Source organism: Comamonas squillarum, assembly GCF_025309455.1.
GTDB classification, from domain to species: Bacteria; Pseudomonadota; Gammaproteobacteria; order Burkholderiales; family Burkholderiaceae_C; genus Comamonas; species Comamonas squillarum.
In genome coordinates, this window is record NZ_CP104377.1 from 256,619 (window position 1) to 282,430 (window position 25,812).

General features: G+C 64.1%; 21 protein-coding genes and 1 pseudogene. 8 read left to right on the forward strand and 14 right to left on the reverse strand.

The annotated features are described in order from the left end of the window. Positions 1-13: 13 nt before the first annotated feature. The gene (locus N4T19_RS01185; protein ID WP_260719222.1) at positions 14-982 is read right to left on the reverse strand and encodes a tripartite tricarboxylate transporter substrate binding protein; all 969 of its coding nucleotides are present in this window, start codon (positions 980-982) and stop codon (positions 14-16) included. A gap of 284 nt (positions 983-1,266) precedes the next feature. Then, positions 1,267-2,838 (reverse strand): glycine betaine/L-proline transporter ProP, encoded by a 1,572-nt coding sequence (proP, locus tag N4T19_RS01190; RefSeq protein ID WP_260719223.1) that lies wholly within the window; start codon positions 2,836-2,838, stop codon positions 1,267-1,269. A 184-nt stretch (positions 2,839-3,022) separates the two neighbouring features. Between proP and N4T19_RS01195 the strand changes: the two are divergent. Next, positions 3,023-3,512 (forward strand): annotated as a pseudogene (locus N4T19_RS01195) (thiolase family protein); the annotation flags it as partial. A 129-nt stretch (positions 3,513-3,641) separates the two neighbouring features. On the opposite strand, the gene N4T19_RS01200 reads toward N4T19_RS01195, so the two are convergent. Together N4T19_RS01200 and N4T19_RS01205 are read right to left on the reverse strand one after the other, a co-directional pair. Next, on the reverse strand, positions 3,642-4,010 hold the full coding sequence (locus tag N4T19_RS01200) for a VOC family protein (protein ID WP_182345363.1): 369 nt from the start codon (positions 4,008-4,010) through the stop codon (positions 3,642-3,644). A gap of 202 nt (positions 4,011-4,212) precedes the next feature. Continuing rightward, positions 4,213-5,136, reverse strand: a complete 924-nt coding sequence (locus N4T19_RS01205; RefSeq protein WP_182345364.1) for a LysR family transcriptional regulator — start codon at positions 5,134-5,136, stop codon at positions 4,213-4,215. Positions 5,137-5,629: 493 nt separating this feature from the next. On the opposite strand from N4T19_RS01205, the gene N4T19_RS01210 reads away from it, so the two are divergent. Genes N4T19_RS01210 through N4T19_RS01220 form a run of 3 tightly spaced genes read left to right on the forward strand, consistent with a single transcriptional unit; the run spans position 5,630 to position 9,566 of the window. Then, entirely contained in the window at positions 5,630-6,382 is a 753-nt protein-coding gene (locus N4T19_RS01210; RefSeq protein ID WP_198424367.1) for a 2Fe-2S iron-sulfur cluster-binding protein, read from the forward strand. After that, positions 6,369-7,361, forward strand: a complete 993-nt coding sequence (locus tag N4T19_RS01215; RefSeq protein WP_116925268.1) for an FAD binding domain-containing protein — start codon at positions 6,369-6,371, stop codon at positions 7,359-7,361. Before N4T19_RS01210 ends, N4T19_RS01215 begins: the two co-directional genes overlap by 14 nt. 18 nt (positions 7,362-7,379) lie before the next feature. Then, complete coding sequence (locus N4T19_RS01220) at positions 7,380-9,566, forward strand: xanthine dehydrogenase family protein molybdopterin-binding subunit (protein ID WP_260719224.1); 2,187 nt, start codon at positions 7,380-7,382, stop codon at positions 9,564-9,566. Between the two features lie 51 nt (positions 9,567-9,617). Here N4T19_RS01220 and N4T19_RS01225 read toward each other — a convergent pair whose 3' ends face one another. The 3 genes from N4T19_RS01225 to N4T19_RS01235 all read right to left on the reverse strand — a co-directional run bounded on the left by N4T19_RS01225 (position 9,618) and on the right by N4T19_RS01235 (position 12,441). After that, entirely contained in the window at positions 9,618-10,589 is a 972-nt protein-coding gene (locus tag N4T19_RS01225) for an XdhC family protein (protein WP_182345368.1), read from the reverse strand. Further along, a complete protein-coding gene (locus N4T19_RS01230) occupies positions 10,576-11,181 on the reverse strand; it encodes a nucleotidyltransferase family protein (protein ID WP_182345369.1) in 606 nt (201 codons plus the stop codon). The genes N4T19_RS01225 and N4T19_RS01230 overlap by 14 nt, the downstream gene beginning before the upstream one ends. A gap of 318 nt (positions 11,182-11,499) precedes the next feature. Beyond that, on the reverse strand, positions 11,500-12,441 hold the full coding sequence (locus N4T19_RS01235) for a LysR family transcriptional regulator (protein ID WP_409935144.1): 942 nt from the start codon (positions 12,439-12,441) through the stop codon (positions 11,500-11,502). A 104-nt stretch (positions 12,442-12,545) separates the two neighbouring features. Here N4T19_RS01235 and N4T19_RS01240 point away from each other — a divergent pair, with 104 nt between their 5' ends. The 3 genes from N4T19_RS01240 (at position 12,546) to N4T19_RS01250 (ending at position 16,843) form a co-directional block, all read left to right on the forward strand. Beyond that, complete coding sequence (locus N4T19_RS01240) at positions 12,546-13,682, forward strand: iron-containing alcohol dehydrogenase (protein ID WP_182345370.1); 1,137 nt, start codon at positions 12,546-12,548, stop codon at positions 13,680-13,682. Positions 13,683-13,794: 112 nt separating this feature from the next. Beyond that, the gene (locus N4T19_RS01245) at positions 13,795-15,126 is read left to right on the forward strand and encodes an MFS transporter (protein ID WP_260719225.1); all 1,332 of its coding nucleotides are present in this window, start codon (positions 13,795-13,797) and stop codon (positions 15,124-15,126) included. 124 nt (positions 15,127-15,250) lie between these two features. Beyond that, positions 15,251-16,843 (forward strand): aldehyde dehydrogenase (NADP(+)), encoded by a 1,593-nt coding sequence (locus N4T19_RS01250; RefSeq protein WP_260719226.1) that lies wholly within the window; start codon positions 15,251-15,253, stop codon positions 16,841-16,843. 267 nt (positions 16,844-17,110) lie between these two features. Here N4T19_RS01250 and N4T19_RS01255 read toward each other — a convergent pair whose 3' ends face one another. Together N4T19_RS01255 and N4T19_RS01260 are read right to left on the reverse strand one after the other, a co-directional pair. After that, on the reverse strand, positions 17,111-17,602 hold the full coding sequence (locus N4T19_RS01255; protein ID WP_260719227.1) for a hypothetical protein: 492 nt from the start codon (positions 17,600-17,602) through the stop codon (positions 17,111-17,113). 295 nt (positions 17,603-17,897) lie between these two features. After that, positions 17,898-18,647 carry an SDR family oxidoreductase gene (locus N4T19_RS01260; RefSeq protein WP_260719228.1) on the reverse strand — a complete coding sequence of 250 codons (750 nt, stop codon included), beginning with the start codon at positions 18,645-18,647 and terminating at the stop codon, positions 17,898-17,900. A 135-nt stretch (positions 18,648-18,782) separates the two neighbouring features. Here N4T19_RS01260 and N4T19_RS01265 point away from each other — a divergent pair, with 135 nt between their 5' ends. After that, on the forward strand, positions 18,783-19,700 hold the full coding sequence (locus N4T19_RS01265) for a LysR family transcriptional regulator (RefSeq protein ID WP_260719229.1): 918 nt from the start codon (positions 18,783-18,785) through the stop codon (positions 19,698-19,700). Positions 19,701-19,731: 31 nt separating this feature from the next. Here the strand turns inward: N4T19_RS01265 and N4T19_RS01270 are convergent, their stop codons facing one another. The 5 genes from N4T19_RS01270 to N4T19_RS01290 form a co-directional block, all read right to left on the reverse strand. Beyond that, complete coding sequence (locus tag N4T19_RS01270; RefSeq protein ID WP_116925105.1) at positions 19,732-20,931, reverse strand: PepSY-associated TM helix domain-containing protein; 1,200 nt, start codon at positions 20,929-20,931, stop codon at positions 19,732-19,734. Then, positions 20,931-23,387, reverse strand: coding sequence for a TonB-dependent siderophore receptor (locus N4T19_RS01275; RefSeq protein WP_207788052.1), 2,457 nt, complete (start codon positions 23,385-23,387; stop codon positions 20,931-20,933). The genes N4T19_RS01270 and N4T19_RS01275 overlap by 1 nt, the downstream gene beginning before the upstream one ends. Positions 23,388-23,503: 116 nt before the next feature. After that, on the reverse strand, positions 23,504-24,499 hold the full coding sequence (locus tag N4T19_RS01280) for a FecR family protein (protein ID WP_116925106.1): 996 nt from the start codon (positions 24,497-24,499) through the stop codon (positions 23,504-23,506). Positions 24,500-24,520: 21 nt separating this feature from the next. After that, positions 24,521-24,997, reverse strand: a complete 477-nt coding sequence (locus tag N4T19_RS01285; RefSeq protein WP_116925272.1) for an RNA polymerase sigma factor — start codon at positions 24,995-24,997, stop codon at positions 24,521-24,523. A gap of 264 nt (positions 24,998-25,261) precedes the next feature. Beyond that, a complete protein-coding gene (locus tag N4T19_RS01290; RefSeq protein ID WP_260719230.1) occupies positions 25,262-25,558 on the reverse strand; it encodes a hypothetical protein in 297 nt (98 codons plus the stop codon). Between the last annotated feature and the right edge of the window lie 254 nt (positions 25,559-25,812).

Consider the following 25,812-nt stretch of genomic DNA (forward strand, 5'->3'; position numbering starts at 1 on the left):
TACCGGCGACGCTTTAATCCAACCCGATGCTCTGCACAGTCGCGCCTTCTTCGGCGAAGGCCTTCTTCGCGAAGGCGCTGTAATCTTGGGCATTGCGGTACTCCAGCCGTACGCCATAGTTTGCCGCCGCCTGCTGAAAGGCGGGGTCGTCCATGGCAGACTTCACGGCGGCTTCGAGCTTGCGCACGATTTCGGGCGGCAGGCCCCTGGGCCCGGCAATGCCCAACGGCGATGGCGTCACTACGTCATAGCCCTGTTCACGGAAGGTCGGCACATTGGCAAAGGCTGGCGGGCGCGTTTCTGACGCAATGGCCAGCGCACGCAGCTTGCCTGACTGCATATGCGGTAGCACCGTATTGCCAAACACCCCCGTCTTGGTGTGGCCCGCAATTAAGGCATTCACCGCCTCGGCATCGCCCTTGTACGGCACGTGGGTGAACTGTACACCCGCCTTCTTCTCCAGCAAGGCCATCAGCACGTGATTGGCCGAAAACTTGCCGGGTGTGCCGTAGTCAACCGAGCCGGGCTGCTTCTTAGACTGATCCACAATGTCCTTGACCGATTTGAATGGCGAATCCTGCGCCACGGCCAGCAGAAAGTCGTATGACATATAGGCCGCCACATAGGTCAGGTCGGCAATTGGATCGTAGGCCACCTTCTGGATATGGGGCTGCCGAAAGATAGCCACCGGGCTCAAAGTCAGCCGGTAGCCATCGGGCTTGGCATTCTTCATATCCATCACCCCCATCGACGCCCCGGCACCCGGCTTGTTCTCGATGATGATGGACTGGCCCAACTGCTTGCCCATCGACAGAGCCAGCGCCCGCGCCACCACATCGCTCACACCACCCGCCCCATAGGGCACGATCAGCACAATAGGCCGGTTAGGGTAGTCAGCTTGTGCCATGGCGGGCGCGGCAAAACCCGCAGCGCCTACAACGGCAATGCTGACTGCGACAGCGGCAAAAGTACGGCGTTGCATGGTTGTCTCCTTGCACGAAAGCTTGTTTGCACTGCAGTCTAGCGACGCCACCCCTCCGTACCCCCAACACGGGTGACAGCAGTATTGCGCCGGCGGCGGTGTCATCTTGGCGAATGGTAGTGCTCGCCGGATCTGGGTGGCAAGTACCCAGCTCTGGTGTCGCACTGGAGCCCGGGTGAGCGGTGAAAGCATGGTGAGCGGGTTCAGAAGAAACAAGGCCCTGCAAATAGGCAATTTGCAGGGCCTTGTGGTGCGATGTTGGTAGTGCCTAAGCGGTACGCTCCTCAATCCAGCCGAGGATGCAAATCAACATACTTCTGCTTGCGCAGCTCCAGCGCCGCGATCTGCTCTTGCAGCTTGGCGATCTCGGCGTCGATGTCGTCCACGCTTTGCTCGATATGGTCCAGTGTCTGGATCAGCAGCTCCTTGGCCTCTTGCCTGCTGGATGCCGCTGGCGTGGCGCCGCGCAAGGGGCGGTTGGCGGTTTCCTTCATGAAGATGCCGGTGATGATGCCGACGACTGCGACAAACATCAGGTAGTAGGCAGGCAGGTAGAGGCTGCCGGTGGAGTCGACCAGCGCAGCGGTGATGGTGGGCGTGAGGCCGGCGACGATGATGGCGATGTTGAACGAGGCGGCCAGCGCGCTGTAGCGGATGCGGGTCGGGAACATCGCAGGCAAGGTGGAGGCCATCACGCCGGTAAAGCAGTTCAGCACAATGGCCAGCATGAACAGGCCGACAAAGATCAGCGCGATCTGGCCGTTGATGATCAGCCGGAATGCGGGAATCGCCAGCACCAAGAGGCCGATCGAGCCAACGATCACAAAGGGTTTGCGGCCAAAGCGGTCACTGGCCAGGCCAATCACCGGCTGCACAAAGAGCATGCCGATCATCACCGCGATGATGATCAGCACGCCATGGTCTTCGGAGTAGTGCAGGTTGTGCGACAGGTAGCTGGGCATGTAGGTCAGCAGCATGTAGTAGGTGATATTGGTGGTCAGCACCAGGCCCACCGACACCAGCAAGGGGCGCCAGTAGCGCGTCGCGATTTCCTTGAAGGAGATGCGCGGGCGGTTCTCCACATCCTCCTGGTCGTCCTTTTCCATCTGGTCGAGCTGCTGCTGGAAGGCAGGCGTTTCTTCCGCCGCATGGCGCAGGTACAGGCCTACCAGGCCCAGGGGCGCTGCCAGGAAGAAGGGCACGCGCCAGCCCCAGTCGAGAAAGCGCGCCTCGCTCAGCAGGCTTTGCAGCAAGACGACGACACCCGCGCCCGTGACAAAACCGACGATGGAGCCAAAGTCCAGAAAACTGCCCAGAAAGCCACGCTTGCGGTCGGGCGCAAACTCGGCGACAAAGATGGCGGCGCCGGTGTATTCACCGCCGACCGAGAAGCCCTGCGCCAGCTTGCACAGCAGCAGAAGGATCGGCGCCCAGATGCCGATGCTCGCGTAGGACGGTATCAGGCCAATACAGAAGGTGCTGGCCGCCATGATGATGATGGTGATCGACAGCACCTTCTGGCGCCCGAACTTGTCACCCATCACGCCAAAGAACAGGCCACCCAGCGGCCGAATGAGAAAGGGAATCGAGAAAGTGCCCAGCGCGGCAATCATCTGCACACTGGGCGATGCATCGGGGAAGAACACCTTGCCCAGCGCAAAGGCGACAAAGCCATAGACGCCAAAGTCAAACCACTCCATGGCATTGCCCAGCGCAGCGGCAGAAATCGCCTTTCTGAGCTTGACCTTGTCGACGATGGTGATGTCATGCAGCTCCAAGGTGCCGCTTTGGGTCGGGATCAGCGGCGGCGAAGGAGGCGTCGGATCGGCCGCTGTGTTGTTGTTGATGCTATCCATGCGGTTCCCCGGTAATTATGGGTCGCCATCTTCGCCAATCGCCGCCGGGCCGTCTGTAGGACGAGGGGGCTGCACGCTGCCGCCAAACTTCGCCGGCCACCCGTTATGGGGGGGTGGGTGATCTGGCTGCGCGCCTAAACTCTTCCCGATCATCTTCTACACAATGACGAGACAAAGGAGACCCATGTCCGAAGCTTTTATCGTGGCGGCACAACGCACGGCCGGTGGCCGCCGGGGTGGCCAACTGGCCGGCTGGCATCCGGTGGACTTGCCGCACAGGTCATCAATGCGGTGGTCGAGGGCGTCGATGCCGACCCGGCCGCTGTGGACGATGTGTTTCTGGGCTGCGTCAGCCAGGTGGGCGAGCAGTCCAGCAATGTGGCGCGCAATGTGGTGCTGGCCTCCAGGCTGCCCGAATCGGTGCCCGGCACCAGCATTGACCGCCAATGCGGCTCCTCGCAGCAGGCCATACACTTTGCCGCGCAGGCGGTAATGTCGGGCGCGATGGACATGGTCATTGCAGCCGGCGTCGAATCGATGACCCGCGTGCCGATGGGCAGCCCGGGTGGCCTGGCGAAAAGGCCGGGCTGGGCCACTTCCACAGTCCCGGCATCGCCAGCCGCTTTGGCGATACCGTCTTTAGCCAGTTTGTCGGTGCCGAGATGGTGGGGCGTTCAATATAGGCGGCGCTGGCCAAGTCCACGCAGCATGTGATGGTGTGCTGGGGGGCTGAATGTGCTCTGGCCTTTGCCATGGGCATCAGGCTGCGCCCCAGCCTGTGACAGGCGCCCAGCGCAGCGTATTCAGAGCACGGGCTGATGGCACACTGCCTCGATGTTATGGCCGTCGGGGTCAAGCACAAAGGCCGCGTAGTAGTTGGCGTGGTAGTGCGGCCGCAAGCCGGGAGCGCCGTGGTCACGCCCACCGGCCGCCAGCGCTGCTGCATAAAAGGCATCCACCTCCGCTCGGGTCTGGGCGGTGATGGCGATGTGCACAGGGGTCGGCTTCTGCGAAGACTCCGTCAACCAAAGCGAAGGCTTGCCGTTGCGGCCCAGACCGATGCTGCCGGGCCCCTCCATCGCAAGCCCAACGCCCAAAGGGAGCAGCGATGGGAGAAAAAAGGATTGGCTCACATTCAGGTTGCTGACACCGATGCCGATATGGTCAAACATCTCTTTTCCTCCGTTGTGATCATCAGAACGTGCGTTGCGGCAGGACCGCCTCGCAAGCCGGCAGTCTAGCGTTGTTGACGCGCTCTTGACTATAGGCGGGACTGCCAGCGGTCGGCACCAGGTCAAGATTGGCGGGGGATCGGGGCGCGAAGGGGTGCTGCGCCAGATGTGGCTGGCGACTGCGTGCAGACCATCGCCCCCGCTATGCTGAACCCGCAGCGATGGCAAGGGGCAGCGGTGTGACCCGCAGCGCATTGAGCACCAAAGAAAAGGCGAGTGAAGGCTGTCGTCGGCTGGGGTAGTACAAGTAGTATCCGGGGAAGGGTGGGCACCAGTCGTCCAGCACCCGTATCAAGCGGCCTTGCTCCAGGTGGGGGGCAAACTCGTCTTCGGGCAAATGCGCTATGCCCATGCCGGCCAGTGCTGCATCGACGATGCTGGGAGAGGTATTGAAGATGACCTGCCCGTCCACCCGAACGCTCAGCGGCTTGCCCCGGCGCTCAAAATCCCAGGTCCACAAGCCTCCTGCTGTCTGCATACGCATGTTGATGCAGTTGTGTGTGATCAGATCGCCTGGCGTCTTGGGCAGCGGATGGCGTTGGAAGTAGGCCGGCGATGCGGCGGCCGCCATGCGCAATGTCGGTCCGATGGGCACAGCGATCATGTCCTTGTCGATGGTGTTGCCAAAGCGCACCCCTGCATCGAAGCGGTCCGCAACGATGTCGCGCAATCCGTAGTTGACGTCGAATTCGACCTTGATGTCAGGGTACTGCAGCAGCAAGGGCGCCAGCTTTGGCACCAGTGTGGCGCGCGCGACATGCTCGCCACAGGTGATGCGCACCAAGCCGCTGGGCTTGTCGCGCATTTCGGTGAGCTGGTGCAGCTCGGCGTCGATTTCGTCAAAGCGATGGCCAATCGCGCTCAGCAGCCGATCGCCGGCGGCCGTGACCGACACGCTGCGCGTGGTGCGTGTGAGCAGGCGAATATGAAGCCTCGCCTCCAGACTGCTGACGGCCTGGCTGAGTGCCGATTGGGTCACTCCCAGCACCGAGGCCGCGCGCGTGAAGCTCCCCTCACGGGCGACCGTGACAAAGTACAGCAGATCGTTGAGGTTGCGTTTGACCATCGCGAAAGTGTCGCACGGGCAATTGATTAGCAAGGCTAATAAGGTCTAGAAGGTTTCATTAGCTAGTCAAAGAGGCCAGAGGATCTCAAGATAGGCCCATGGCCAGGTCTGGAAGCACCGGCGCCCGTGTACGACCACCCGCCGCACAAGCTGCGCTGCTGTCTGACTGGCGCGCCCAGCATCCAGCACTAGGATCTAACGGCTTGCGCTGCAGGTTGTCTGTTGCTGGGCAGTGGCGTCGCGCAAGCCCAGGTCGGACTCCAGCTCCATGTGCCGCTTGGGGCACTGGAGACCGGAGGTACCGCTTCTGACATCCGTTGCCCCGCAGCACGCCAAGCCCGCATGCGTCGCCAAGAACGTAGCCGCTTGGGGCCCGCCCTGCCGAATCGCAAGCGCCTCCCGGCGCGCAATCAAGGAAACCACGATGACACATTCCGATGATGCTGATTTCCCCGTCGAGCTGAGCGCCGACGAAGCAGCCTTGCTCCAAGAAATGCCGCAACTCCAGGGGGTGGGCCAGGCAAGGCGCAGCTTCATGATCCATTCGGCTGCAGGCAGTGTGGGGCTGTTTGCCGCAGATCTGCTGGCGCAGGAGGCCGCCCTGGCGCAGATGCCGCTGGCCGAAGGCGCGGCGGTGGCGCCCATCAAAGCGCAGAACGTCGTCAAGGTGGCTTTCCAGGTCAATGGCGTGCCGCAAACGCTGGAGCTCGATTCGCGGGTAGTGCTGCTGGATGCGTTGCGTGAGCGGCTCGCGTTGACGGGCTCCAAGAAAGGCTGTGACCAAGGGCAATGCGGCGCCTGCACGGTGCTGGTAGACGGACAGAGGGTGCTGTCCTGCCTGACCTTGGCGGCGACGCTGGAAGGGCGCGAGGTGACCACGATCGAGGGCCTGGCCCAAGGCGATCAACTGCACCCAGTGCAAGCGGCCTTCATCAAGCATGACGGCTTTCAGTGTGGCTACTGCACGCCAGGGCAGATCTGCTCGGCCGTTGGCGTGCTCGCGGAGGCCCAACGCGGCCATGTCAGCCATGTCACAGGTGATGTGCGCAAAACCACGACCCGCCTGACGAACGACGAGATCAAGGAGCGCATGAGTGGCAACATCTGCCGCTGCGGTGCCTACCCGGGCATCGTCGCTGCCGTGCAAGAGGTCCATTCAGGCAGGCAAGCTGCCAAGACCTGGGGCTATGCCACGGAGACGCAAACTGCCTCGGCAGGCAAGGAGGATGGCCATGCGACCGTTTGAATATCTGCGGGTGGCCGATGCTGCCGCTGTTGCCTCCGCGATGGTGGGCGTGCCGGGAGCCAGGTTTCTCGCTGGCGGTTCCAATCTGGTCGATCTGATGAAGGAAGATGTGGAGCGGCCCACGCGCCTGGTCGACATCCGCCAGCTACCGCTTCGGCAGATTCAGCGCAGCCGCGCGGGTCTGTCTCTGGGTGCGTTGGCGACCAATACCGAGACGGCCAACCATCCGCTGGTCCGCGAGAACTACCCGCTGCTGACCCAGGCCATCGTGGCTGGCGCCTCGGGGCAGTTGCGCAATATGGCGACCAATGGCGGCAATCTGCTGCAGCGCACGCGCTGCAACTATTTCTACGACACCGCCACGCCTTGCAACAAGCGCGAGCCTGGCACAGGCTGCGGCGCGCGCGAAGGGCTCAACAAGATCCATGCCGTGCTCGGATGGAGCGATGCCTGCGTTGCCACCTATCCCGGCGATATGGCCAATGCGCTGGTTGCGCTGGATGCCAGTGTTCGGGTGCGGGCGACCGACGGGCGCGAGCGCTTGATCCCGATCACGGAGTTCCACCGTCTGCCAGGCGATACACCCCAGCGGGACAACAACCTGGAGCATGGCGAGCTGATTTTGGCCATTGAGTTGCCGGTCGCGGCTGCGCAATTTGCCCAGCATTCGCACTACCTCAAGGTGCGTGATCGCAGCTCCTACGCCTTCGCAATGGTGTCGGTGGCTGCAGCGCTGCAACTGGAGGGCGGCACCATCGGCCAGGCGCGCGTGGTGCTGGGCAGTGTTGCCCACAAGCCCTGGCGCAGCGCGGAGGCCGAGGCGGCCTTGGTGGGCCAGCGTGCCAACGAGGCGACCTTCGCCAAGGCGGCCCAGGCGGCGCTGAGCGGTGCCAAACCGCTGGCCCACAACGGCTACAAGGTGGAGCTGGCTCAACGTTCCGTGGTGCGCGCGCTGATGCGTGCTGCCAAACTCGGTTAAGGGCGAAGGAGAATCACCATGGCACGTTATCTAGGTAAAGAGACGACCCGCGTGGACGGGGTCGCCAAAGTCACCGGCAAGGCCAAGTACGCAGCTGAGTTCCAGGTGCCGCATGTCGCCTATGGCTTTGTTGTGCTCAGCACGGTGGCCAAGGGGCGCATCACCGCGATTGACACCCGCGCCGCCGAGCAGGCCGCAGGCGTGGTGCGCGTTTTTACCCACCTCAATGCCGGGCGGCTGGGCAAGGCGCCCGCTGCCGATGCCGCTCCGCAATGGGCCTGGCCGCTGCAGTCGGACCAGGTGTTCTTCAACGGCCAGCCGATCGCGCTGGTGGTGGCCGAGAGCTACGAGCAGGCGCGCTATGCGGCGCGGCTGGTCCAGGCCAGCTACCAGAGCGAGCCCCCTACCACCGCGTTGGAGACGGTGCTGGACCAGGCCAAGCCCTCGTCGGACAACACACCCCCACGCGGAGATCCGTCAAAGGCACTGCAGGCAGCGGCGGTTCAGGTCAACGCCGAGTACCACATCCCCATCAACCACCACAATCCGATCGAGCCGCATGCCGCGATCGCATTTTGGGAGGGTGACAAGCTCACCGTCTTTGACAAGACCCAGAACGTGTATGGCGTGCAAAAGCACCTGGCCGAAGGGCTGGGCGTGCCCGCAGAGAACATCCGCGTGGTGTCACCGTTTGTCGGCGGCGCCTTTGGTTCATCGCTCAAGCCCAATTACTACCCCTCACTGACAGCGATGGCGGCCCGCGAACTCAAGCGGCCAGTGAAGCTGGTGCTGACGCGCACGCAGATGTTCACCGGCCACGGCTACCGGCCACAGACGATCCAGAAAGTCAGGCTGGGTGCGGACGCTAACGGCAAGCTGCAAGCCATCATTCAGGAGGCCTTCCATAACACCTCCTCGTTCGAGGTGTTCTCGGACAACACCACCGGCTTTCTCAAGCAGGTGTATGCCTGCGAGAACCTGGACATGCCGCTGAAGGTGGCCGCCACCGATCTGGCCACCCCCACCTGGATGCGTGCGCCCGGCGCTGTCAGCGGAATGTTTGCGCTGGAGAGCGCCATGGACGAGCTGGCGTATGCGCTGAAGATGGACCCGATGGAGCTGCGCCTGGTCAACTATGCCGAGGTGGACCCGGTCAGCGGCAAGCCGTTTTCCAGCAAGGCGCTGCGCGAGTGCTACCGCCTGGGCGCCGAGAAGTTCGGCTGGAAGAACCGCAAGCCCGAGCCCCGCTCGATGCGCGACGGCAAGCTGTTGGTCGGCTGGGGCATGGCATCGAGCGTGTGGGGGGCCATGCAGATGCCCGCGAGCGCCAAGATCACCTTCCGCCAGGATGGGACGGCCACCGTGTCCAGCGCGACCAGCGATATCGGCCCGGGCACCTACACCGTGATGAGCATGATCGCTGCAGAGTTTCTGGGCCTGAAGCTGGACCAGGTGACCTTTGAGCTGGGTGACACGCGCCAGCCCCAGGCACCGGCGCAGGGCGGCTCCTGGACCACCTCCAGTGTCGGATCGGCCGTGCGCGGTGCGGCGCTGACGATCACCGCCAAGCTGCTGGATTTGGCCAACCGCGATGCCAGCTCGCCATTGCGGGGTGCCAGCGCTGACGACGTGGAGATGCTCGACGGCCGCTTGCGGCTCAAAAGCGATGCTGCGCGCGGGGTGGAGATCGCCGATGTCATGCGCAGCACCGGTACGAGCGAAATCACCGAGGTCTACAAGTCAACACCGTCGCCCGAGCGTGACAAGTACGCATCGCTCGCCCATGGCGCACAGTTTGTCGAGGTGAAGGTGGATCCCGATCTGGGGACCGTCAAGGTCACCCGGGTCATCGAGATCACCGCCTGCGGCAAGATCCTCAATCCGCTCGCCTCGCACAGCCAGGAAATCGGAGGCGTGGTCTGGGGCATCGGCATGGCGCTGGAAGAGGCCACCGAGGTGGACCACCGCACGGGGCGCTTGATGACCGCCAATTTGCAGCACTACCATGTGCCGGTCAATGCGGACATCCATGCGATCGAGACCGTTTTTGTGGAGGAAGACGACACCATCGTCAACCCGCTGGGTGTCAAAGGCATGGGCGAGCTTGGCATGGTCGGCATCCCGGCGGCCATCGCCAATGCCGTCTACCACGCCACCGGCAAGCGCATCCGCAGTCTTCCGATCACCCCGGAAAAACTGCTGTAAGCGCAGAGGGTCGGGCCGTGCACCGGCTCGCTGCGGCCAACCTGGGCGCAGTCAGGCGCTGTGTCGCAAGATGCCGTTCTTGACTGCCAACACCTCTGCCATGGCGCTCACCGCGATCTCGGCGGGGGTTTTGCTGCCAATATGCAGGCCTACGGGAGAGTGCAGTCGCTGCAGCGCATCCTCTGTCGCGTCAAAATGCTCGCTGAAGCGCTGCTTGCGGCTGTGTGCGTTGCGCCGCGATCCGATGGCACCCACATAAAAGGCAGGGCTGTACAGCGCTTCAAGCAGCGCAAGGTCATCGAGCTTGGGGTCGTGGCTCAGCGCCAGAATGCAGCTGCGCGTGTCCGGCTGCATGCTGCGCACGGCGTCGTCCGGCATCTCGGTGCTGAGCTTGGCGCCTGCCACCGACCAGGTGTCGTGGTGCTCGATGCGCGGATCGCAGACCGTCACCTCAAAATGGTTGAACAGCGCCATCACGGCAACATACTCTGCCAGCGCGCCCGCGCCGATGAGCAGCATGCGGTACTGGGGCCCGAGCGTGACCGACAGGCTCGCACCATCAAAATGCACAGCCGCCGGCGATGAGGTCTCTGCCAGGCGGACCAGACCAGAGTGGCAGTCCACCGTGCGCTGCACCAGTTGCCCGGCATCGAGGCGCTGCACGAGGTCGTCCATCACCGAGAGCGCAGGCGCAAACTCGAGCAGCAATTCCAGGGTGCCGCCGCAAGGCAGGCCAAAGCGGTGGGCCTCGTCTGCCGTTACGCCGTAACGCACGAGCTCGGGCCTGGACTGCCGCATGCAGGCGTCACCATAGGCACTGGTGTAGCGATGGACCAGGTCGTCCTCAATGCAGCCGCCTGACACCGAGCCGACACACGGTCCGTCTTCGCGCAGGGCCATCATCGAGCCCACCGGACGGGGTGATGACCCCCAGGTTTTGACCACCGTGACCAGCATCACGCGGTGCCCGCTGGCCAGCCAGTCGCGCGCACTGCGCAACACCCGTGCATCAACGTTTTCCAAGGCTGGCCTCCTGCCCAAAGTTTCCGCTGGTCAGCAGCGCTTGTGCCCGCGCCAGGTCATCGCAGGTGTCGATATCGATGGCGATGCCGGGATCATCGAGCTGCAAGGTGTGCGCCGTTCCCGCTTGCCGATGGCTGCGCACAACGGCGCTGGCCCCCGTGTCGCCCTTCAGCTGCAGCAATGCCTCACGGCATGTTCTGTCAAAGCCGACCGGGTGACCTTGCTGCTGTCCGCATTGCGGCACCACCACTGGATAGGTGGCCAGGCTCAGCGCTACCGCCATCAGGCTCTGCGTGCGAACCAGGGGCAGGTCGCCGGGCAGGATAAGCCAGCCATTGGCGTCGGCAGTCGCTGCCACGCCGCGCGCGATGGAGTGGCCCATGCCATCGATGTGGGCAGCCGGCGGGGCCGCAGCGGGGCGCACGACATAGTAGGCAAGCCCCGATGCAACGACGCTGCGCAGCACCTGTTCCAGCACCGTCACGTCGCCGAGCATCGCGTCGAGCTTGTGCGTGGTGCCGCCCGAACGCGCAAAGCGCCGTCCTTGGCCTGCGGCCAAAACAAGGACCGTGGGGCGGAGGGGTTGCAGCATTTGGCTAGACCGCTGCATATCTGCGTGGCCTGGGCGGGGGGCTGACGGCCAGCCTCCCGGCCCAGCGCGGAGCGTTGAAATCATGCGGAGGCACAGGCAGCTCTTTCATCAGGTGGGCGCGATGCATGGCGCACCACAGGGGGTTTCTTCTGCTCAATTCTCAACGAAGCCATCGCTGCAACTCATTAGTGAAGCTAATAAGTGTATTAAGTGCACATGCGCCAGCAATCTCCTGTACACAGGCAATCTCTGTAAGACCCCATCGATAGGGGCGGGGTCGCGCTGTCTCATGGTTTGGCCCACAGGCTTAGGCGTCCGTCACGCCTCTGCCGCGCCGCCGCACAGCGCCTCCACCAACAGCCCCAGCGCGGCACTTTGGGGGGCGCCTTTGCGCAGCACCAGCTCATAGGGCTCGCTGCGCGATTGCAGGGTCAGATCGATGGTGCCGACCAGGCCATTGCGCGAGAAATAGGTCGCGATGTCGTCGGAGACCAGGGCCACCAGGTCGTTGTTGCGGCCGAGCATGGTGACGGTGGCCAGGGCCGACGTGGTCTCGATCAGGTGCGAGGGGAAGTGCAGCCCCGCTTCGTGGAACTCGCGCTCGAGCAAGCGTCGCATGGGCATGCGGGCGCGGTAGACCAGCCAGCGGCTGTCCTGCAGGTCCTGCAACTGCACGGCCTTGGCGCCCATCGCAGGGTGGCGCACGCTGGCGATCACCGACAGCGACTCCTGCTTGATGAACAGCGACTCATAGACCTCGGGCGTGCGGCTGACCGAGGAGCGGCAGATGGCGGCATGGATCTGGCCGCGCTCGATCATGCCCAGCAAGGTCTCGCTGGTGTCCTCGATGATCTCCACCGACATATGCGGCTGGCGCGCCAGCACGTTCGACAGCGCGTCGGACAGCAGCGGCACCGCGCCCATGATGGTGCCAATCGCCAGGTGGCCGCCCACGCCGCTGGCGATGGCATCGAGCTCAAAGCGCAGCTGGTTGATGTCCGACTGGATCAGGCGGGCAAAACGCAGCGCGCAGTGCCCGGCCTCCGTCGGGATTAACCCTCGGTTGGTGCGCTCGAACAGGTCCACCTGCAAGGTCGATTCCAGCTCGCGCAGCGCCTTGCTGGCGCCCGGCTGGGTGAGGCCGACTCTGTCCGCAGCGCCAAGCAGGGAGCCGCTTTCCTCGATGGCGATGAGCAGGCGCAGCTGCTTGGCATGCAGGCGCGACATGACGGAATTGAGGCTGGGGATGCTGCTGGCCATGAATAAAAGTTATATCGGTATGGGAAGCCGTCAGTGTACCGAATGGGCCGTGCTGCCTAGACTTCGGGCCTTCTGATAGCAATGGATATAACTGTTAAAACGTTATGGCTCTGATCAACTATGTGACTGAAGTGCGCTTTGGCGCCGGTGTGCTGGCGGAACTGAAGGAAGTGTGCGAGAAGCTGGGTATTACCAATCCTTTGATCGTGACCGACAAGGGTGTGGAGGCGGCCGGCATCATCGACCAGGTCAAGCAGGCGCTGGGCACGGCCCGGTTCGGCGTGTTCAATGGCACGCCGCCCAACCCGTCGGAGACGGCCGTGCGCGCTGGCGTCGAAGCGCTTAACAGCAGCGCCTGCGACGGCATCATCGCCGTGGGCGGCGGCTCGTCGATTGACCTGGCCAAGGCCGTGGCAGTATCGGCCCGCCATGAAGGCCCGCTGCGCCAGTTTGCGCTGATCGAGGGCGGCGCACTCAAGATCACCGCGGCCACCTTGCCCATCATTGCCGTGCCCACCACGGCGGGCACCGGCAGCGAGGTAGGGCGTGGCGCCATCATCATCCTGGACGATGGCCGCAAGGTCGGCATCCTTTCGCCCCATGTGATTCCCAAGGTTGCCATCTGCGACCCCAACCTGACCCTGGGCCTGCCCGCAGGCCTGACGGCCGCCACCGGCATGGATGCGATTGCACACTGCATCGAAACCTTTCTGGCGCCGTCCTTCAACCCGCCGGCCGATGGCATTGCGCTCGATGGCCTCTGGCGCGCCTGGCGCCATATCGAGGTGGCCTTCCGCGATCCCGCCGACGTGGAGGCGCGTACCAACATGATGAGTGCCTCGCTGCAAGGCGCGCTGGCCTTCCAGAAGGGCCTGGGCTGCGTGCACAGCCTCAGCCATTCGCTGGGCGGCATCAACCCCAAGCTGCACCACGGCACCCTCAACGCCATCCTGCTGCCGGCGGTGATCCGCTTCAACCGGGGTGCAGAGTCGGTGGTGCGTGAAGACAAGATCGCCCGCCTGGCACAGGCCATGGGCTTGGCCGAGGGCGTGTCGGTGGAGGAAGCCCTGGTCACCAAATCCCGCGCGCTGCAGCTGCCCACGGGCCTGGCCGAGCTGGGTGTGAGCGAGGACCTGTTTGAGCGCATCGTCAAGGGCGCACTGGCCGACCACAGCCACCGCACCAACCCGCGTGAGGCCAGCGCAGACGACTACGTCGAGATGCTGCGCCAGTCAATGTAATCCGGCTTTTTCTACAAAACAGACGCAAGCCCGGCCCGCCGCCGCAACGGCCGGCAGGCCGCAGGCTTGCGCACAGGCAGACATTCATAAATCAACAACCCGAGGTGGAGACATGGGCAGCAGCTCTCTGAATCACACGGCCACGATGGCCGACAAGGAAACCATGGTTCCGGATGCGGAACGCAAGCGCGCGCTGATTGGCAGCGCCGTGGGCAGCACCATCGAGTGGTACGACTACTTCCTCTACGGAACCATGTCGTCCATCATTTTTGCCAAGCAGTTCTTCCCCAGCGACAACGCGCTGGTCAGCCAGATGCTGTCGCTGGCCACGTTTGCGCTGGCCTTCCTGATCCGCCCGATTGGCGGCGTGATCTTCTCCCACATCGGCGACCGCATTGGCCGCAAGAAGACCTTGGCGATGACCTTGTCGATGATGGGCCTGTCAACCGTGCTGATGGGCCTGCTGCCCAACTATGCGCAAATCGGCCTATTGGCTCCCATCCTGCTGACCGTTTTGCGTCTGATGCAAGGCCTGGCGCTGGGTGGCGAGTGGGGCGGTGGCGTGCTGCTGGCGGTCGAATACTCGCCCCGCAAAAAGCGCGGCTTTTACGGCGCGGTGCCGCAGACTGGCGCAGTGCTGGGCCTGGCGATGGGCAATATCATCACCTCGCTGCTGAGCGCGAGCATGAGCGAAGAGGCCTTCCTGTCCTGGGGCTGGCGCATTCCGTTTGTGGGCTCCATCGTGCTGGTGATGGTGGGCATGTGGATCCGCAATGCAGTGGGCGAGACGCCATCGTTCAAGAAAATCCAGGCCAGCCGCAGCAGCGCGCCCATTCCGATCAAGCAGACCCTGCAGTTCCACTGGCGCGAAGTGCTGATCGCCATCGGCGCCAAGGTGGTGGAGACCTCGACCTTCTTCCTCTACGCCACCTTCACCATCTCGTACATGATGGACCACGGTTTTGCCCGCGCGACGATCCTCAATATCGTGCTGGTCTGCGCGCTGATCGCCTTCCCCTGCATGCTGTTCTTCGGGCACCTGTCGGACAAGATCGGCCGCAAGAAAGTCTTTATCGGCGGCAGCATCGCCTTCATGCTCTGGATCTTCCCGTACTTCTGGCTGCTCGATCAAAAATCCGTCTGGGCCGCGGCGCTGGCTGTCGGCGTGGGCCTGGGCATCATCTGGTCCAGCTATGGCGCGATGATCGGCACCTTGCTGGCCGAAGCCTTCCCGCCTGACATCCGCTACACCGGCATGTCGCTGGGCTACCAGATTGGTGCGGCCCTGGTGGGCGGCCCGATGCCGCTGATCGCCACCGCGCTGATCGCCTACTACAGCGGCAGCTATGTGCCGGTCGTCATCTTCCTGGTGCTCTGTGCGCTGGTCTCCATCGTCGCCGTGGGCATTGCCCGCGACCGCAGCGGCCTGCCGCTGGACGAGTGATGGCCTGAATGCTGGCCGGACCTGCCGCAGCGCTGCTGGCCTGCGGTGGGTCTAGCCATTCCGGGCGGCCTTAGCGCCCCCATTCATCTATTCCCCCCAAAACAACTTCTTGAGGAAACCCTCCATGCAGATCACTGGAGACATGGTCATTGGCTACCGCACCGTGCGCGGCACCGCAGGCAGCCAGCGCGCCTTCAACCCCACACTGAATGCCCCCATTGCCGAGCCCGAGTTCGGCCTGGGTGGCAAAAACGAAGTCGAGCGGGCGGCCAGCCTGGCCGCTGCCGCTTTCGACCCTTTCCGCAACCTGCCGCTAGCGCAGCGCGCTGCCTTTTTGGAGGCGATTGCCGAAGAAATCCTGCAGCTGGGCGATGCGCTGATCGAGCGCGCCCATGCGGAAAGCGGCCTGCCGATTGCCCGGCTGACGGGCGAGCGCGGCCGCACGGTGGGCCAGTTGCGCCTGTTTGCCCAGGTGGTGCGCGATGGCCATTTTCTGCGCGCCACCATCGACACCGCCCAGCCCGAGCGCCAACCGCTGCCCCGTGCCGATCTGCGCCTGGCCAAGATCCCGCTGGGCCCGGTGGCGGTGTTTGGCGCCAGCAATTTCCCGCTGGCGTTTTCGGTGGCCGGTGGCGATACCGCATCGGCACTGGCCGCTGGCGCGCCGGTGATCGTCAAGGCGCACAGCGCGCATCTGGGCACCTCCGAAATGGTGGCGCGGGCGGTGCAAAAGGCCGCGCAGCGCCAAGGCATGCCCGAGGGCGTTTTCTCGCTGCTGGTGGGCGCAGGCCGTGAGCTGGGCGAGGCGCTGGTGGCTCACCCCGAGATCAAGGCCGTTGGCTTTACCGGCTCGCGCCAAGGCGGGCTGGCGCTCTTGCGCATCGCCAACAGCCGCGCCGAGCCCATCCCTGTGTATGCCGAGATGAGCAGCATCAACCCCGTCTTCTTGCTGCCCCAGGCGCTGGCCGCGCGGCCCGAGGCCCTGGCCCAGGGCTTTGCCGATTCGCTGGCGATGGGGGCAGGGCAGTTCTGCACCAACCCCGGCCTGGTGCTGGCCGTCGACAGCCCTGCGCTCACGACCTTCATCAGTGCGGCAGCTACGGCCATCCGTGCCAAGGGCGCGCAAACCATGCTGACCGCCGGCATCCACCAAGCCTATGAGGCCGGCCGTGCGCAGGTGCAAGCCGCCGCTGGTGTGGAGCAGCTGGCCGCCGGCGTGGCCGCAGACCATGACAACGCAGCCCAGGCCGCGCTGTATGTGACCAGCGCGCAAACCTTGTTGGCGAATGAAGCCTTGCAGTCGGAGATGTTTGGCCCCGCCTCCATCGTCGTCAAAGCCAGCAGTGTGGAGGAGTTGCTGCAGGTCGCCCAGCACCTGGAAGGCCAGCTCACCGCCACCTTGCACTTGGAGCAGGGCGACCACGACAGCGCCCGCGCCCTGCTGCCGGTGCTGGAGCGCCAATGTGGCCGCATCCTCGTCAATGGCTTCCCGACCGGCGTGGAAGTGAGCCACGCGATGGTCCACGGCGGCCCGTTCCCGGCCACCTCCAACGCCATGTACACCTCCGTTGGCGCCAGCGCGATCGACCGCTTCCTGCGCCCGGTCTGCTACCAGGACCTGCCCGATGCGCTGCGACCGGTGGCTTTGCAAAACGACAATGCGCTGGGGCTGTGGCGGTTGGTGGATGGGCAGCCTAGCCAGGGGGCGGTGGGCTGAGGTGGGATTTTTGGGGAGCGGTGAGGGCTTTCTTGAGTAGCAAGCCAGGCGTTCCATGCACATGGGGCGCCTGTTTTTCTGAAGTAGTCCACGCTATTCGAAAGAGGTCGGACGAACTTTCGCTATCTCAGGGCACGCGTTGGGGCAGCAGCTCGGCCGGCGTGAGTCACCGACAGAGATCCAGTAAACGCCTAGAAGTCCGCTATGGCGGCCGATGAATAGGCGCTGCCGACCCAAGCATCCGCGCAAGTCGGCGCGGCCTGAAGCTCATTCCTCGCCAGGAGGTGGATAGCCTGCTTCTGCCCAACGTTGCGCAGACGCTCGGCTGAGGCTATGGTCCGGCCTGACGCGAACCTTGGCCAACTCACTGCCATCCTCTGCGGTGGCGGTAAGGGTCGCGGAGGGATTGTCCTCGTCGGGCTCAATATCGAGAGAGATGGTCACGCGCGATCCATTCACCAGGATCTGGATGTCCTTGTGCAGCTGGGCCGCCAGGTGCTGCTCATGCCGCCGCATGACTTCGTGGGCAGTCTTGACGAGGGTGTTGAAGGCAGAGACGTCAAGTGGCTTGGGGTTCTTCTTGTCACGGCCCATCGTCCATGGGCCGACCAGGCTGGGCTCGGCCTGGCCGTCCTGGGTCATGGCAACCGCCCAGCCATCGTCGTCTTCATTCTTGATGACGCGGGCCTCCCAGCCGTTGTGATGCCAAAGGCGATCTTCGAAGACTGATGCAGCTTCTTGTTGGAGCTCTTCGGACATTTCTGGACCTTTGTGAAAACTACCAAGGTCAGAATTTTACTGTTTATTCATACAGTTTCGCGTGCATGGGTCTTTTCCGAAGTGAATCCACTTCTTTCAGCGGAGCGTCCAGCAAGGCTGGAGTTCAGAGTGGCGGACACCAACGATCCACGTAGCGCGGGTTGCGTCGATCGGTTGAATTCGCAGCCAGAAGCTGTCACTGGCCGCAAAAACTATAACTGCAACCTCTGGCTCAAGGTAGTTCTTGCGACGCAGCAGCTCCAAACCATCGCTCTGGAACCCGCTGCCCCCCGCTTCACATCTGGCTCATGCCCCCATCCGCAATGATCTCGGTGCCCACAATAAACCCGGACTCCTTGGACACCAGGTGCAGCACGGTGGCGGCGATTTCTTCCGGCGTGCCAAAACGGCCCAGCGGGATCTGCGCCTGGATGTCGGCGGCCATGGACTTGGCCTGGTCGGGTGCCAGGCCCAGCTTGCCGTAGAGCGGCGTGCTGACGGGGCCGGGGCTCACCACATTCACGCGCACGCCCTGTGGCAGCAGCTCGGCCGACAAGGTCTTGGCCAGGGAGATCAGCGCGGCCTTGCTGGCGGCGTAGACGCTGGAGTTGGGCATGCCGATGTGGGCGTTGATCGAGCCATTCAGCACGAGGGATCCACCACGCGTCATCAGCGGAGCGAGGCGCTGGATCAGAAAGTAGGGGCCTTTGACATTGGTGTCAAAGCTGCTGTCCCACAGCGCTTCATCGATCTGCGGCAGCGGGCCGAACTTGGCCACGCCGGCGTTGATGAACACGCCATCGATCACGCCCATCTGCGTTTGTAATTCGGCGACCAGCTCGGCTTGGGCTGATACATCACCGGCTTCGCTGACCAAGGCCAGCGCGTTGGGGCCCAGCTCGGCCTTGACGCGGGCGAGGCTCTCGGCATCGCGGCCGGTGATCGCTACGCGGGCGCCTTCACGGGCAAAGGCGATGGCGGATGCGGCGCCAATGCCACTGCTGCCACCGGTGACCAAAATATTCTTTCCTTCAAAGCGGTTCATGGTATTTCCTTCGGTTGTTTCGTTGATATCTTGCTGGGTTATCAGCCCAGTTGTAGAGCCGATGAATGAAGTATCTGACGATGGGTGGCGCTACAGACACCAGCATTTCGATGAACTCGTGCAAAAATATCGAACATGTTGAGTCTCGAAGATTTGCAGCTTCTCGAAGCGGTGCGTGCCACGGGCAGCCTGTCGCGCGCGGCTGAGCGCCTGGGCAAGGCTGCGTCCACCGTGTCCTATGCCGCGCGCCAGCTGGAAGAGCGGCTGGATGCTCTGCTGTTTGACCGTGCGGGCTACCGCATCGCGCTCACGCCAGCTGGCTTGCTGCTGGTGGAGCAGGGCGCGCAGCTGCATGCCCAGGCGCGGCGGCTGACGGAGCGGGTCAAGCAGGTGGCGCGGGGCTGGGAGTCGGAGCTGCGCATCGTGACCGACGAGCTGGCCAATACCGAGGCACTGCTGCCGCTGATCGCCGACTTTGATGCGCTCAACAGCGGCGTGCGCCTGCGCATTGCTCAAGAGGTGCTGGGCGGCACCTGGGAGGCCCTGCTGGACCAGCGCGCCGATCTGGTGGTGGCTGCCACCAACGAGCCGCCCGCGATGGCGCATCTGCAATGGTTTGAGCTGGCGCAGCTCGAATGGGTGTTTGCCGTCTCGCCGCGCCACCCGCTGGCACGCAAGGCACAAGACGGGCGGCCCCTGTCGGTGGAGGCCATTGCCGCGTACCGCTCGGTCGTGGTGGCCGATACCTCGCGCCTGGCGGTCGCGCGCAGCTATGGCGTGCAGACGCACCAGGAGCGCCTGGCCATGCCCAGCATGCGCGCCAAGATCGCCGCGCAGGTCGCGGGCCTGGGCGTTGGCTGGCTACCGCTGGAGAAAGTGCGCGATCACCTGGCCCAAGGCAGCCTGGTGGCCCTGGCCACGCAAGACCCGCGCGAACCCAACCTGCTGTTTGTCGGCTGGCATTCGCACCGCGCGGGGCCCGCGCTGCAGTGGTGGGTGGACAAGCTGCGTGACCCGCGCCTGGTGGGGCCATTGCTGCATAGGAACTTTTGAGTGCATTTGTCCGTGGCTGACTAAGCCAAGCTCAGCTCTTTTTACGCGCGGCGCGTTTGCGCAACCAGATCAACACCCCCGTCACACTGAGCATCGCCACCCCCACGCCTGTCAAGCTAATCAGCAGCTTGTAGGCCAAGCCGCCGACGCTGGCCATATGCAGGTTGCTGATCCAGGTGATCAAGGTGTCCGCGCCCGCCGTGCCGGTCGGGAACCAGGTGGCGACCAGGACTCCGCTGTCGCCGTCCATAAACAAGCGGGTGCTGCCGCCTTCGTCCTTGATGTCCAGGCTGCTGCGCACGTCGTAGCGGTACAGGCCCAGTCGGGGGTCATAGGCGAAGGAGCTTTCTGCCAGCACTTGGAATTGTTGTTGCTGGGCCAGTTGCTGCATGAGGCTGTGGGCCTGCGCGTGGGCGGCCTGCCAATCCAGCGCGGGTTGCCACAGCGGCGTTTTGCGTCGGGGCAGTTCGGCGGTGCTTGGTTGCTGCGCGCTGAAGGCCCGCAGGACCGGGTCGTGCCACTGCGGCAGGTTGAGGGCAAAGCTGCTCCAGGCCAGCACGAGCAGCAGCGGCCACAGCCACAGGCCGCCCGCGCGGTGCAGGTCGAAGGTGGCACGCCAGCGGCTTTGCATGTCCAGCTTCCAGGCCCGCGCCCAGCGTCCCAGCCAGGGGCGCTGCGTGCTCTTCGCGTTAACCGGCAAGGTCAGCCAAAAGCCAATGACGCTATCGACCATCCAGAGCAAGGACACCAGGCCCAGCACCCAGGTCCCTACCGCTCCGAGCGCCAGCGAATAGTGCAGGCGGTACAGAAACGGCATCAGGTTGCGCCAGGTCTGGGTGATGTCGCCCCAGCGCCGTTCGCCCAGGATCTTGCCGCTGGTGGGATCGACAAAGACCTGGTCGTTCTCCAGCGGCCCCTTGCCTGGCAGTGGGCGCAGCATAAAAACCATGGCCTGGCCGGGCTCCTGCGCCAGTGGCACACGCACGGCCAGGGCATGGGGGTGCTGCGCCTGCACCTTGTCTCGCAGCGCCAGCGCATCGATGGGCTGGGGGCTGGCGTCCTGGGCCGTGGTCCGGAACCAGTGCGGGTTCAGCGCCGCATCCAGCTCGCCGTTCCACACCAGAAGGCTGCCGGTCAGCCCGGCCATGACCAAGAAGGCCGCCAGGCTCAGGCCGGCAAGCCGGTGGGCCACGACCAGCCAGCCCCGCAGCGTGGCTTTATGCCGTGGCATCACCAGCGGTAGGTCAGATTGGCGCTGGCCTGGCGGTCGTCACCATAGTGGCAGATGGCGAACTCGCATTGGGTGAACTTCTTGTCCATCAGGTTGCTCACATTGACGCTGAGATCCCAATGCGCGTCAAAGCGGTAGCCCAGCAGCGCATCAACCACGGTGTACGCGGGCATGCCGGTGGCAATGCCTGATGCGCGGGTGCTGCCCTTGTAGCGTGCGCCGGCGGCCAGGCGCAGCTGTGGCAGGCCCCAGGAGGCAAAGTTGTAGTCGGCCCAAAGAGCGGCTTGGTGGTAGGGCGTGTCTTCGCTGCGCTGGCCGATCTCGCTGGCAATGGTGCTGCGCGTGATCTTGGCATCGGTATAGGCATAGGAGGCGATCACGCTGAGCGCCCGCGAGACTTCGGTTTTGGCTTCCAGCTCCAGGCCGCGTGAGCGGACCTGTCCCGTCTGGCGGTAGCTGTTCTCGCCAGCATCGAACTTCAGTACATTGTCTTGCACCAGCTCGTAGATGGCTGCGCTGAGCAGGGTGCGGCTGCCCTCGGGCTGGTAGCGCAGGCCGGCTTCGTACTGCTTGCCCGTGGTGGGCCGGAAGCTCATGCCCGAGACTTCAGACACCGACACCGGGAAGAAGGATTCGCTGTAGCTCAGGTACGGTGCCAGCCCGTTGGGCGCCTTGTAGACGACACCCAGCCGCCAGGTGTTGGCGCCATCTTTTTGCTTGGCCTGGCTGCCGTCGCGGTGTGCGGTCTGGTCCTGCTGTGCCCAGTCGCGGCGCAGGCCTGCCAGCACGGTCCAGCGGTCGTTCAGGCTGACCTGGTCTTGCAGGTAGAGGCCGGCTTGCGTGGTTTTGCGGCGCGAGCCACGGTCCAACGCCGAATCGCGGTTCACGGTGACGGGCTGGCCATAGTTGTAGCTGCCGAGGTTGATGGACGAGGTATTGGCGCGGAAGTTCTCCGAGTCATAGTCCATGCGGTAGAGGTCCAGGCCGACCAGCAGCTTGTGGTCGGCACCCAGCAGTGGGCGGTTGAACTCCATGCGGGAGTCCGAGACCAGGCCCTTGGCATGCTCGCGCCGGTCACTGTACTGGCGGCGCAGCACACCGGTGGAGGCGGCCTCGGCAATGGCTGCCGCACTCGTTTGGGCCTGCAGGTAGTTCCAGGTGACCTTGGATTCGAAGAAGCGCAGGCTGTGGTGCAGGCGGGTGTCCGCGTTCAGTGCATGGCTCAGCTCATAGCCCAACGTGAACATCTCGCCCTTCATCTTGTCGTAGTCGGGCTCGCCAATGAAGTCGCCCCGGCCAATGAAATAGGGGCCCTTGCCCACGCCCTCCACCAGTTGGTAGGGCAAGGGTGCAGAGAAGCGCGTATTGGTCTTTTGGTAGAAGGACAGCAAGGTGAGCGAGGTGTCCGCGCTGGGCCGCCAGGTGAGGGCGGGCGCGATGTAGAGCTTGTCGTCCGGGATGTAGCGGTTGGCGGTACCGCTGTCGCGGCCGAGCATGGTCAGCCGGTAGTCCAGCGTGTCACTGCTGCCCACGGGGCCGCTGAAGTCTGCCGTCAGCTGGCGGCGGTTGTGGTTGCCCAGCTGCAAGCCCAGCTCCCGGATGGGCTCGGACGTGGGGCGCTTGCTGACCGCGTTCACCACCCCACCGGGCGACAGCTGCCCATAAAGCACCGAGGCCGCGCCGCGCAGCACCTCTACCCGTTCCAGGCCATAGGGTTCCTGGATGCCGTCGTAGGAGTTGCTTTGCAAGCGCAAGCCATCGCGCATCGAGCCGCTGTTGGCGGACTCCACATCCATGCCACGGATGCGGAAACGGTCGGCCGTGCGGCTGAAGCTGGTGGGCTGGGTGGTTACGCCCGGGGTGTAGTTCAGTGCCTGCGACAAGGTCTCGGCCTGGCGGCTGCGCAGTTCGTCATTCGTGATGACCGATACCGACTGCGGCGTATCGATGATGGCCGTGTCCGTCTTGCTGCCCGCCGTGGCGCGCCGCGCCACATAACCCGACACGGGGCCGTTCGCACGTTCTGTATCCATTGCAGCGGTGACCGTCACCGCTGGCAAGGTGACGGTGTCCTGCGCCACCGGCGGTTGGGGGCGGATGGAGATCGTGCCCGGCCCGCTGCGCACGGACACCAGGCCGCTGCCCGCCAGGGCGCGGTCGATGGCCTGCTGCAGGCTGAGGCCGCTGGGCACTGCGGGTGCGGTTTTGCCCTGCAGCAGCGCGGCATCGGCCCCAATGGCGATGCCCGTTTGCCGAGAGATGGCGTTGAGCGTCAGCGCCAGGGACTGGGCCGGTACAGCGGTCTGCAGGCTTTGCTCGCTAGCAGGCGCCTGGGCCCAGGCGGTGGGAGCCATGCCAAACACGGTCAAGGTCGCGGCAGCCGTCAGCGCTGCGAAGGCCAACGGGGATAGAGCAAAGAATCGCGCGCTGCGCGCTGGCAGAGAGGGTCGGGTCATGAGAAGCTGCTTCCAGTGGAGGGTTTCCAGCAGAAGACCAACGAAGGGCTTCAACCCTGACAAAAATCCCAAAAAATATTTGTAACTGCGCCAAATGGCGCTGCGCGAGGGCGCAGTCAGCGCAACTCCACGCTGACATCACCCGCGCCATTGCGCAGCACGCGCACCGGCAGCATGTCGGGCAGGCCCGTCAAAAAGGCCTGGGGCTGGCGCAAAGGGAAGCTCCCTGACAGCCGCAATTGCCGCAGCTGCGGATGGCTGCCCAGCCGCAGCGGGCGTGCCAGGTAGTCGTTCCATTGGTCCAGCACCTCGTCCAGCGGCGTGTTGTGGAACACCAGCCAGCCGCTGCGCCAGGCGCCCACGCTGTCCGCAGGTACCTGCAAGCGCGGTCCCAGGCCGCGCTGGTCGGCCGCAATCGCGTCGCCGGCTGTCAGCGTGACCGGCGGCGCGGCCTTCATGTCCACGGCTGCACCAGGGCGCTCGGCAGGCCATACCGCCACCCGGCCTTCTGCCACCGCCACCCGCATTTGCTGCTCTCGCACGCTGACGCTGAACACCGTGCCCAGCACGCGCACGCCACCCCAGTCGGTCGTCACGCTGAAGGGGCGGTCCGTGTCCGGGGCCACGCGGAAGCGCATTTCACCGCGCAGCAGTTGCACCTCGCGGCGATCGCGGTAGATGGCGATCCGCGTGTGGGTGTTCGGCGCGAGGCTCAGTTCGGAGCCATCGGGCAGGCTGAGGTCGCGCTGCTGCGCATGTGCGGTCTGCAACTCTTGTTCAAAAACTGGCCGCTGCCAGGCCCAGCGGCCACCGCCCCAGAGCACCGCCGTCAAGCCGCCCAGGCTCAGCAGCCCCAAGGTATTACGCCGGGCGCGACGGGAATCCTGGCGCGAAGGGGGCGGCACATTGGCTTGCAGATGGCTGCCATCGGTGCTGGCCCACAGGCGCTCGGCGGTCTCCAGTGCGGCCTGGCATTCGGGGGAGCCGGTACGCCAGTGCGCTGCCAATTCCTGCTCGGCCGCCAGCGCTGCATCGCTGTTGCCCTTATGGACGCGGCCCACCAGCAGCAAGGCTGCTTCCACCAGTTTGCGAGGGGGTTCAGAAGATGCCATGGTCTTGCAATGCTTGCGTTCTCAGGCGCGAGAGGGCGCATATGCTGCGCAATCCAGGATGCCGCGCATGACATGCCTTTCAATATTGGTTTCGGTCATGCCCAGGTGCTCGCCGGCTTCCCGGTAGCTGAAGCCGTAGATGCGTACCAGGATGAACACATCGCGGCGTTTGCGCGGCATGGCTTCGAGCCGCTGCAAAAACAGGTTCAGCTGCTCACGGGCCATGGCCGTGCTTTCTGCGGAGGGTGCACTGGTCGGTGCGACCAGGCTCAGTGCATCCAGCACGCGCTGCTCGGCCAGCCTGCGGTTGGCCCCGCTGGCTGCCAGGTTGCGCGCCGTCTTGTAGAGCAGGGCGCGCGCATCCAGCACCGTTCCACCAGAACGCTGCATTGCATAAATGCGGGTATAGGCACTTTGCACCAAGTCGGCGGCGACATCACCGTCACCTGCGCTGCGTGTGAAATACCGCAGCAGTTCTCTGTAGTAGCGCTCGGGCACGGACACACCTCAGCCGGAAGACAAGAAGAGAACTCCTGGCTTGGCTGAGACCGCCGGGGCGGATCTGTTGCTGGGGAGGAGAGAGCCGCGATTGTAACGGCTTTGTAAATGGTTGCTATTTAGCCCTGCGACCTTGGGTGGAAATTCCCGGCTTGCCCTAAGGTTGGCGGGCAAAACGCCGGGTTCTGCGTTTGTGAGGGAAGGGCGGTTTTTTGGCCAATCAGCGCTGGCAGCAGATGGGCTGGGCTCTGAGTACCCAAGCCATCAAGGCTCGCGGAGCATCTGAGAATATTTTCTGTATCCCCACGCCGCTGCAACGACCACGCCAATGCCGACGCCCCAACCCACAGGCACCCCCAAGCCGAAGATCAGCAGAAACATCAAACCAACGCAGACCAGGGCAATCCACAGCAAGCTGACGACATCAAAATGCGCGACCGCCATGGCGTCATCGGCGATGTCGCGGCTGACATGGCCTCGCTTTTCGCGCTGGCGCCTGAGCACCAACACATCGGCGAAGAACTCCGCAACGCCGGCGAGAAGATCGGTGACAAGGCTCATGGTGGAAGAGATTCCCTTGCGATGCTATGGAGGGATGGTGCTATCGGCAGATGGTTGGCCAACTGCTGCTGGTCACGATCGCGAATGTAGCCGATAAACAAGAAGTCCGATGGGCTCGATGCGGGCCGTTGCACGAAGATGCGCCACGGATTTGTTCCAGGCTCGCATGGTTCTTGCCCATTTTCTCGCTGCGCGGCTCGCCAACTACCACCATCGCTCAAACGCTGCAACCGGTAGATGTTCTAGGCAGCCAT

Excerpts from the sequence above, each read along its gene's own strand:
- N4T19_RS01240 (WP_182345370.1), top strand. The coding sequence starts at position 12,546 with ATGGCTCTGATCAACTATGTGACTGAAGTGCGCTTTGGCGCCGGTGTG.
- N4T19_RS01235 (WP_409935144.1), bottom strand. The coding sequence starts at position 12,441 with ATGGCCAGCAGCATCCCCAGCCTCAATTCCGTCATGTCGCGCCTGCAT.
- N4T19_RS01280 (WP_116925106.1), bottom strand. The coding sequence starts at position 24,499 with ATGGCATCTTCTGAACCCCCTCGCAAACTGGTGGAAGCAGCCTTGCTG.
- N4T19_RS01290 (WP_260719230.1), bottom strand. The coding sequence starts at position 25,558 with ATGAGCCTTGTCACCGATCTTCTCGCCGGCGTTGCGGAGTTCTTCGCC.
- N4T19_RS01275 (WP_207788052.1), bottom strand. The coding sequence starts at position 23,387 with ATGACCCGACCCTCTCTGCCAGCGCGCAGCGCGCGATTCTTTGCTCTA.
- N4T19_RS01185 (WP_260719222.1), bottom strand. The coding sequence starts at position 982 with ATGCAACGCCGTACTTTTGCCGCTGTCGCAGTCAGCATTGCCGTTGTA.
- N4T19_RS01250 (WP_260719226.1), top strand. The coding sequence starts at position 15,251 with ATGCAGATCACTGGAGACATGGTCATTGGCTACCGCACCGTGCGCGGC.
- N4T19_RS01215 (WP_116925268.1), top strand. The coding sequence starts at position 6,369 with ATGCGACCGTTTGAATATCTGCGGGTGGCCGATGCTGCCGCTGTTGCC.
- N4T19_RS01230 (WP_182345369.1), bottom strand. The coding sequence starts at position 11,181 with ATGCTGCAACCCCTCCGCCCCACGGTCCTTGTTTTGGCCGCAGGCCAA.
- proP (WP_260719223.1), bottom strand. The coding sequence starts at position 2,838 with ATGGATAGCATCAACAACAACACAGCGGCCGATCCGACGCCTCCTTCG.
- N4T19_RS01270 (WP_116925105.1), bottom strand. The coding sequence starts at position 20,931 with ATGCCACGGCATAAAGCCACGCTGCGGGGCTGGCTGGTCGTGGCCCAC.
- N4T19_RS01265 (WP_260719229.1), top strand. The coding sequence starts at position 18,783 with ATGTTGAGTCTCGAAGATTTGCAGCTTCTCGAAGCGGTGCGTGCCACG.
- N4T19_RS01210 (WP_198424367.1), top strand. The coding sequence starts at position 5,630 with ATGCCGCAACTCCAGGGGGTGGGCCAGGCAAGGCGCAGCTTCATGATC.
- N4T19_RS01255 (WP_260719227.1), bottom strand. The coding sequence starts at position 17,602 with ATGTCCGAAGAGCTCCAACAAGAAGCTGCATCAGTCTTCGAAGATCGC.
- N4T19_RS01200 (WP_182345363.1), bottom strand. The coding sequence starts at position 4,010 with ATGTTTGACCATATCGGCATCGGTGTCAGCAACCTGAATGTGAGCCAA.
- N4T19_RS01260 (WP_260719228.1), bottom strand. The coding sequence starts at position 18,647 with ATGAACCGCTTTGAAGGAAAGAATATTTTGGTCACCGGTGGCAGCAGT.
- N4T19_RS01220 (WP_260719224.1), top strand. The coding sequence starts at position 7,380 with ATGGCACGTTATCTAGGTAAAGAGACGACCCGCGTGGACGGGGTCGCC.
- N4T19_RS01205 (WP_182345364.1), bottom strand. The coding sequence starts at position 5,136 with ATGGTCAAACGCAACCTCAACGATCTGCTGTACTTTGTCACGGTCGCC.
- N4T19_RS01245 (WP_260719225.1), top strand. The coding sequence starts at position 13,795 with ATGGGCAGCAGCTCTCTGAATCACACGGCCACGATGGCCGACAAGGAA.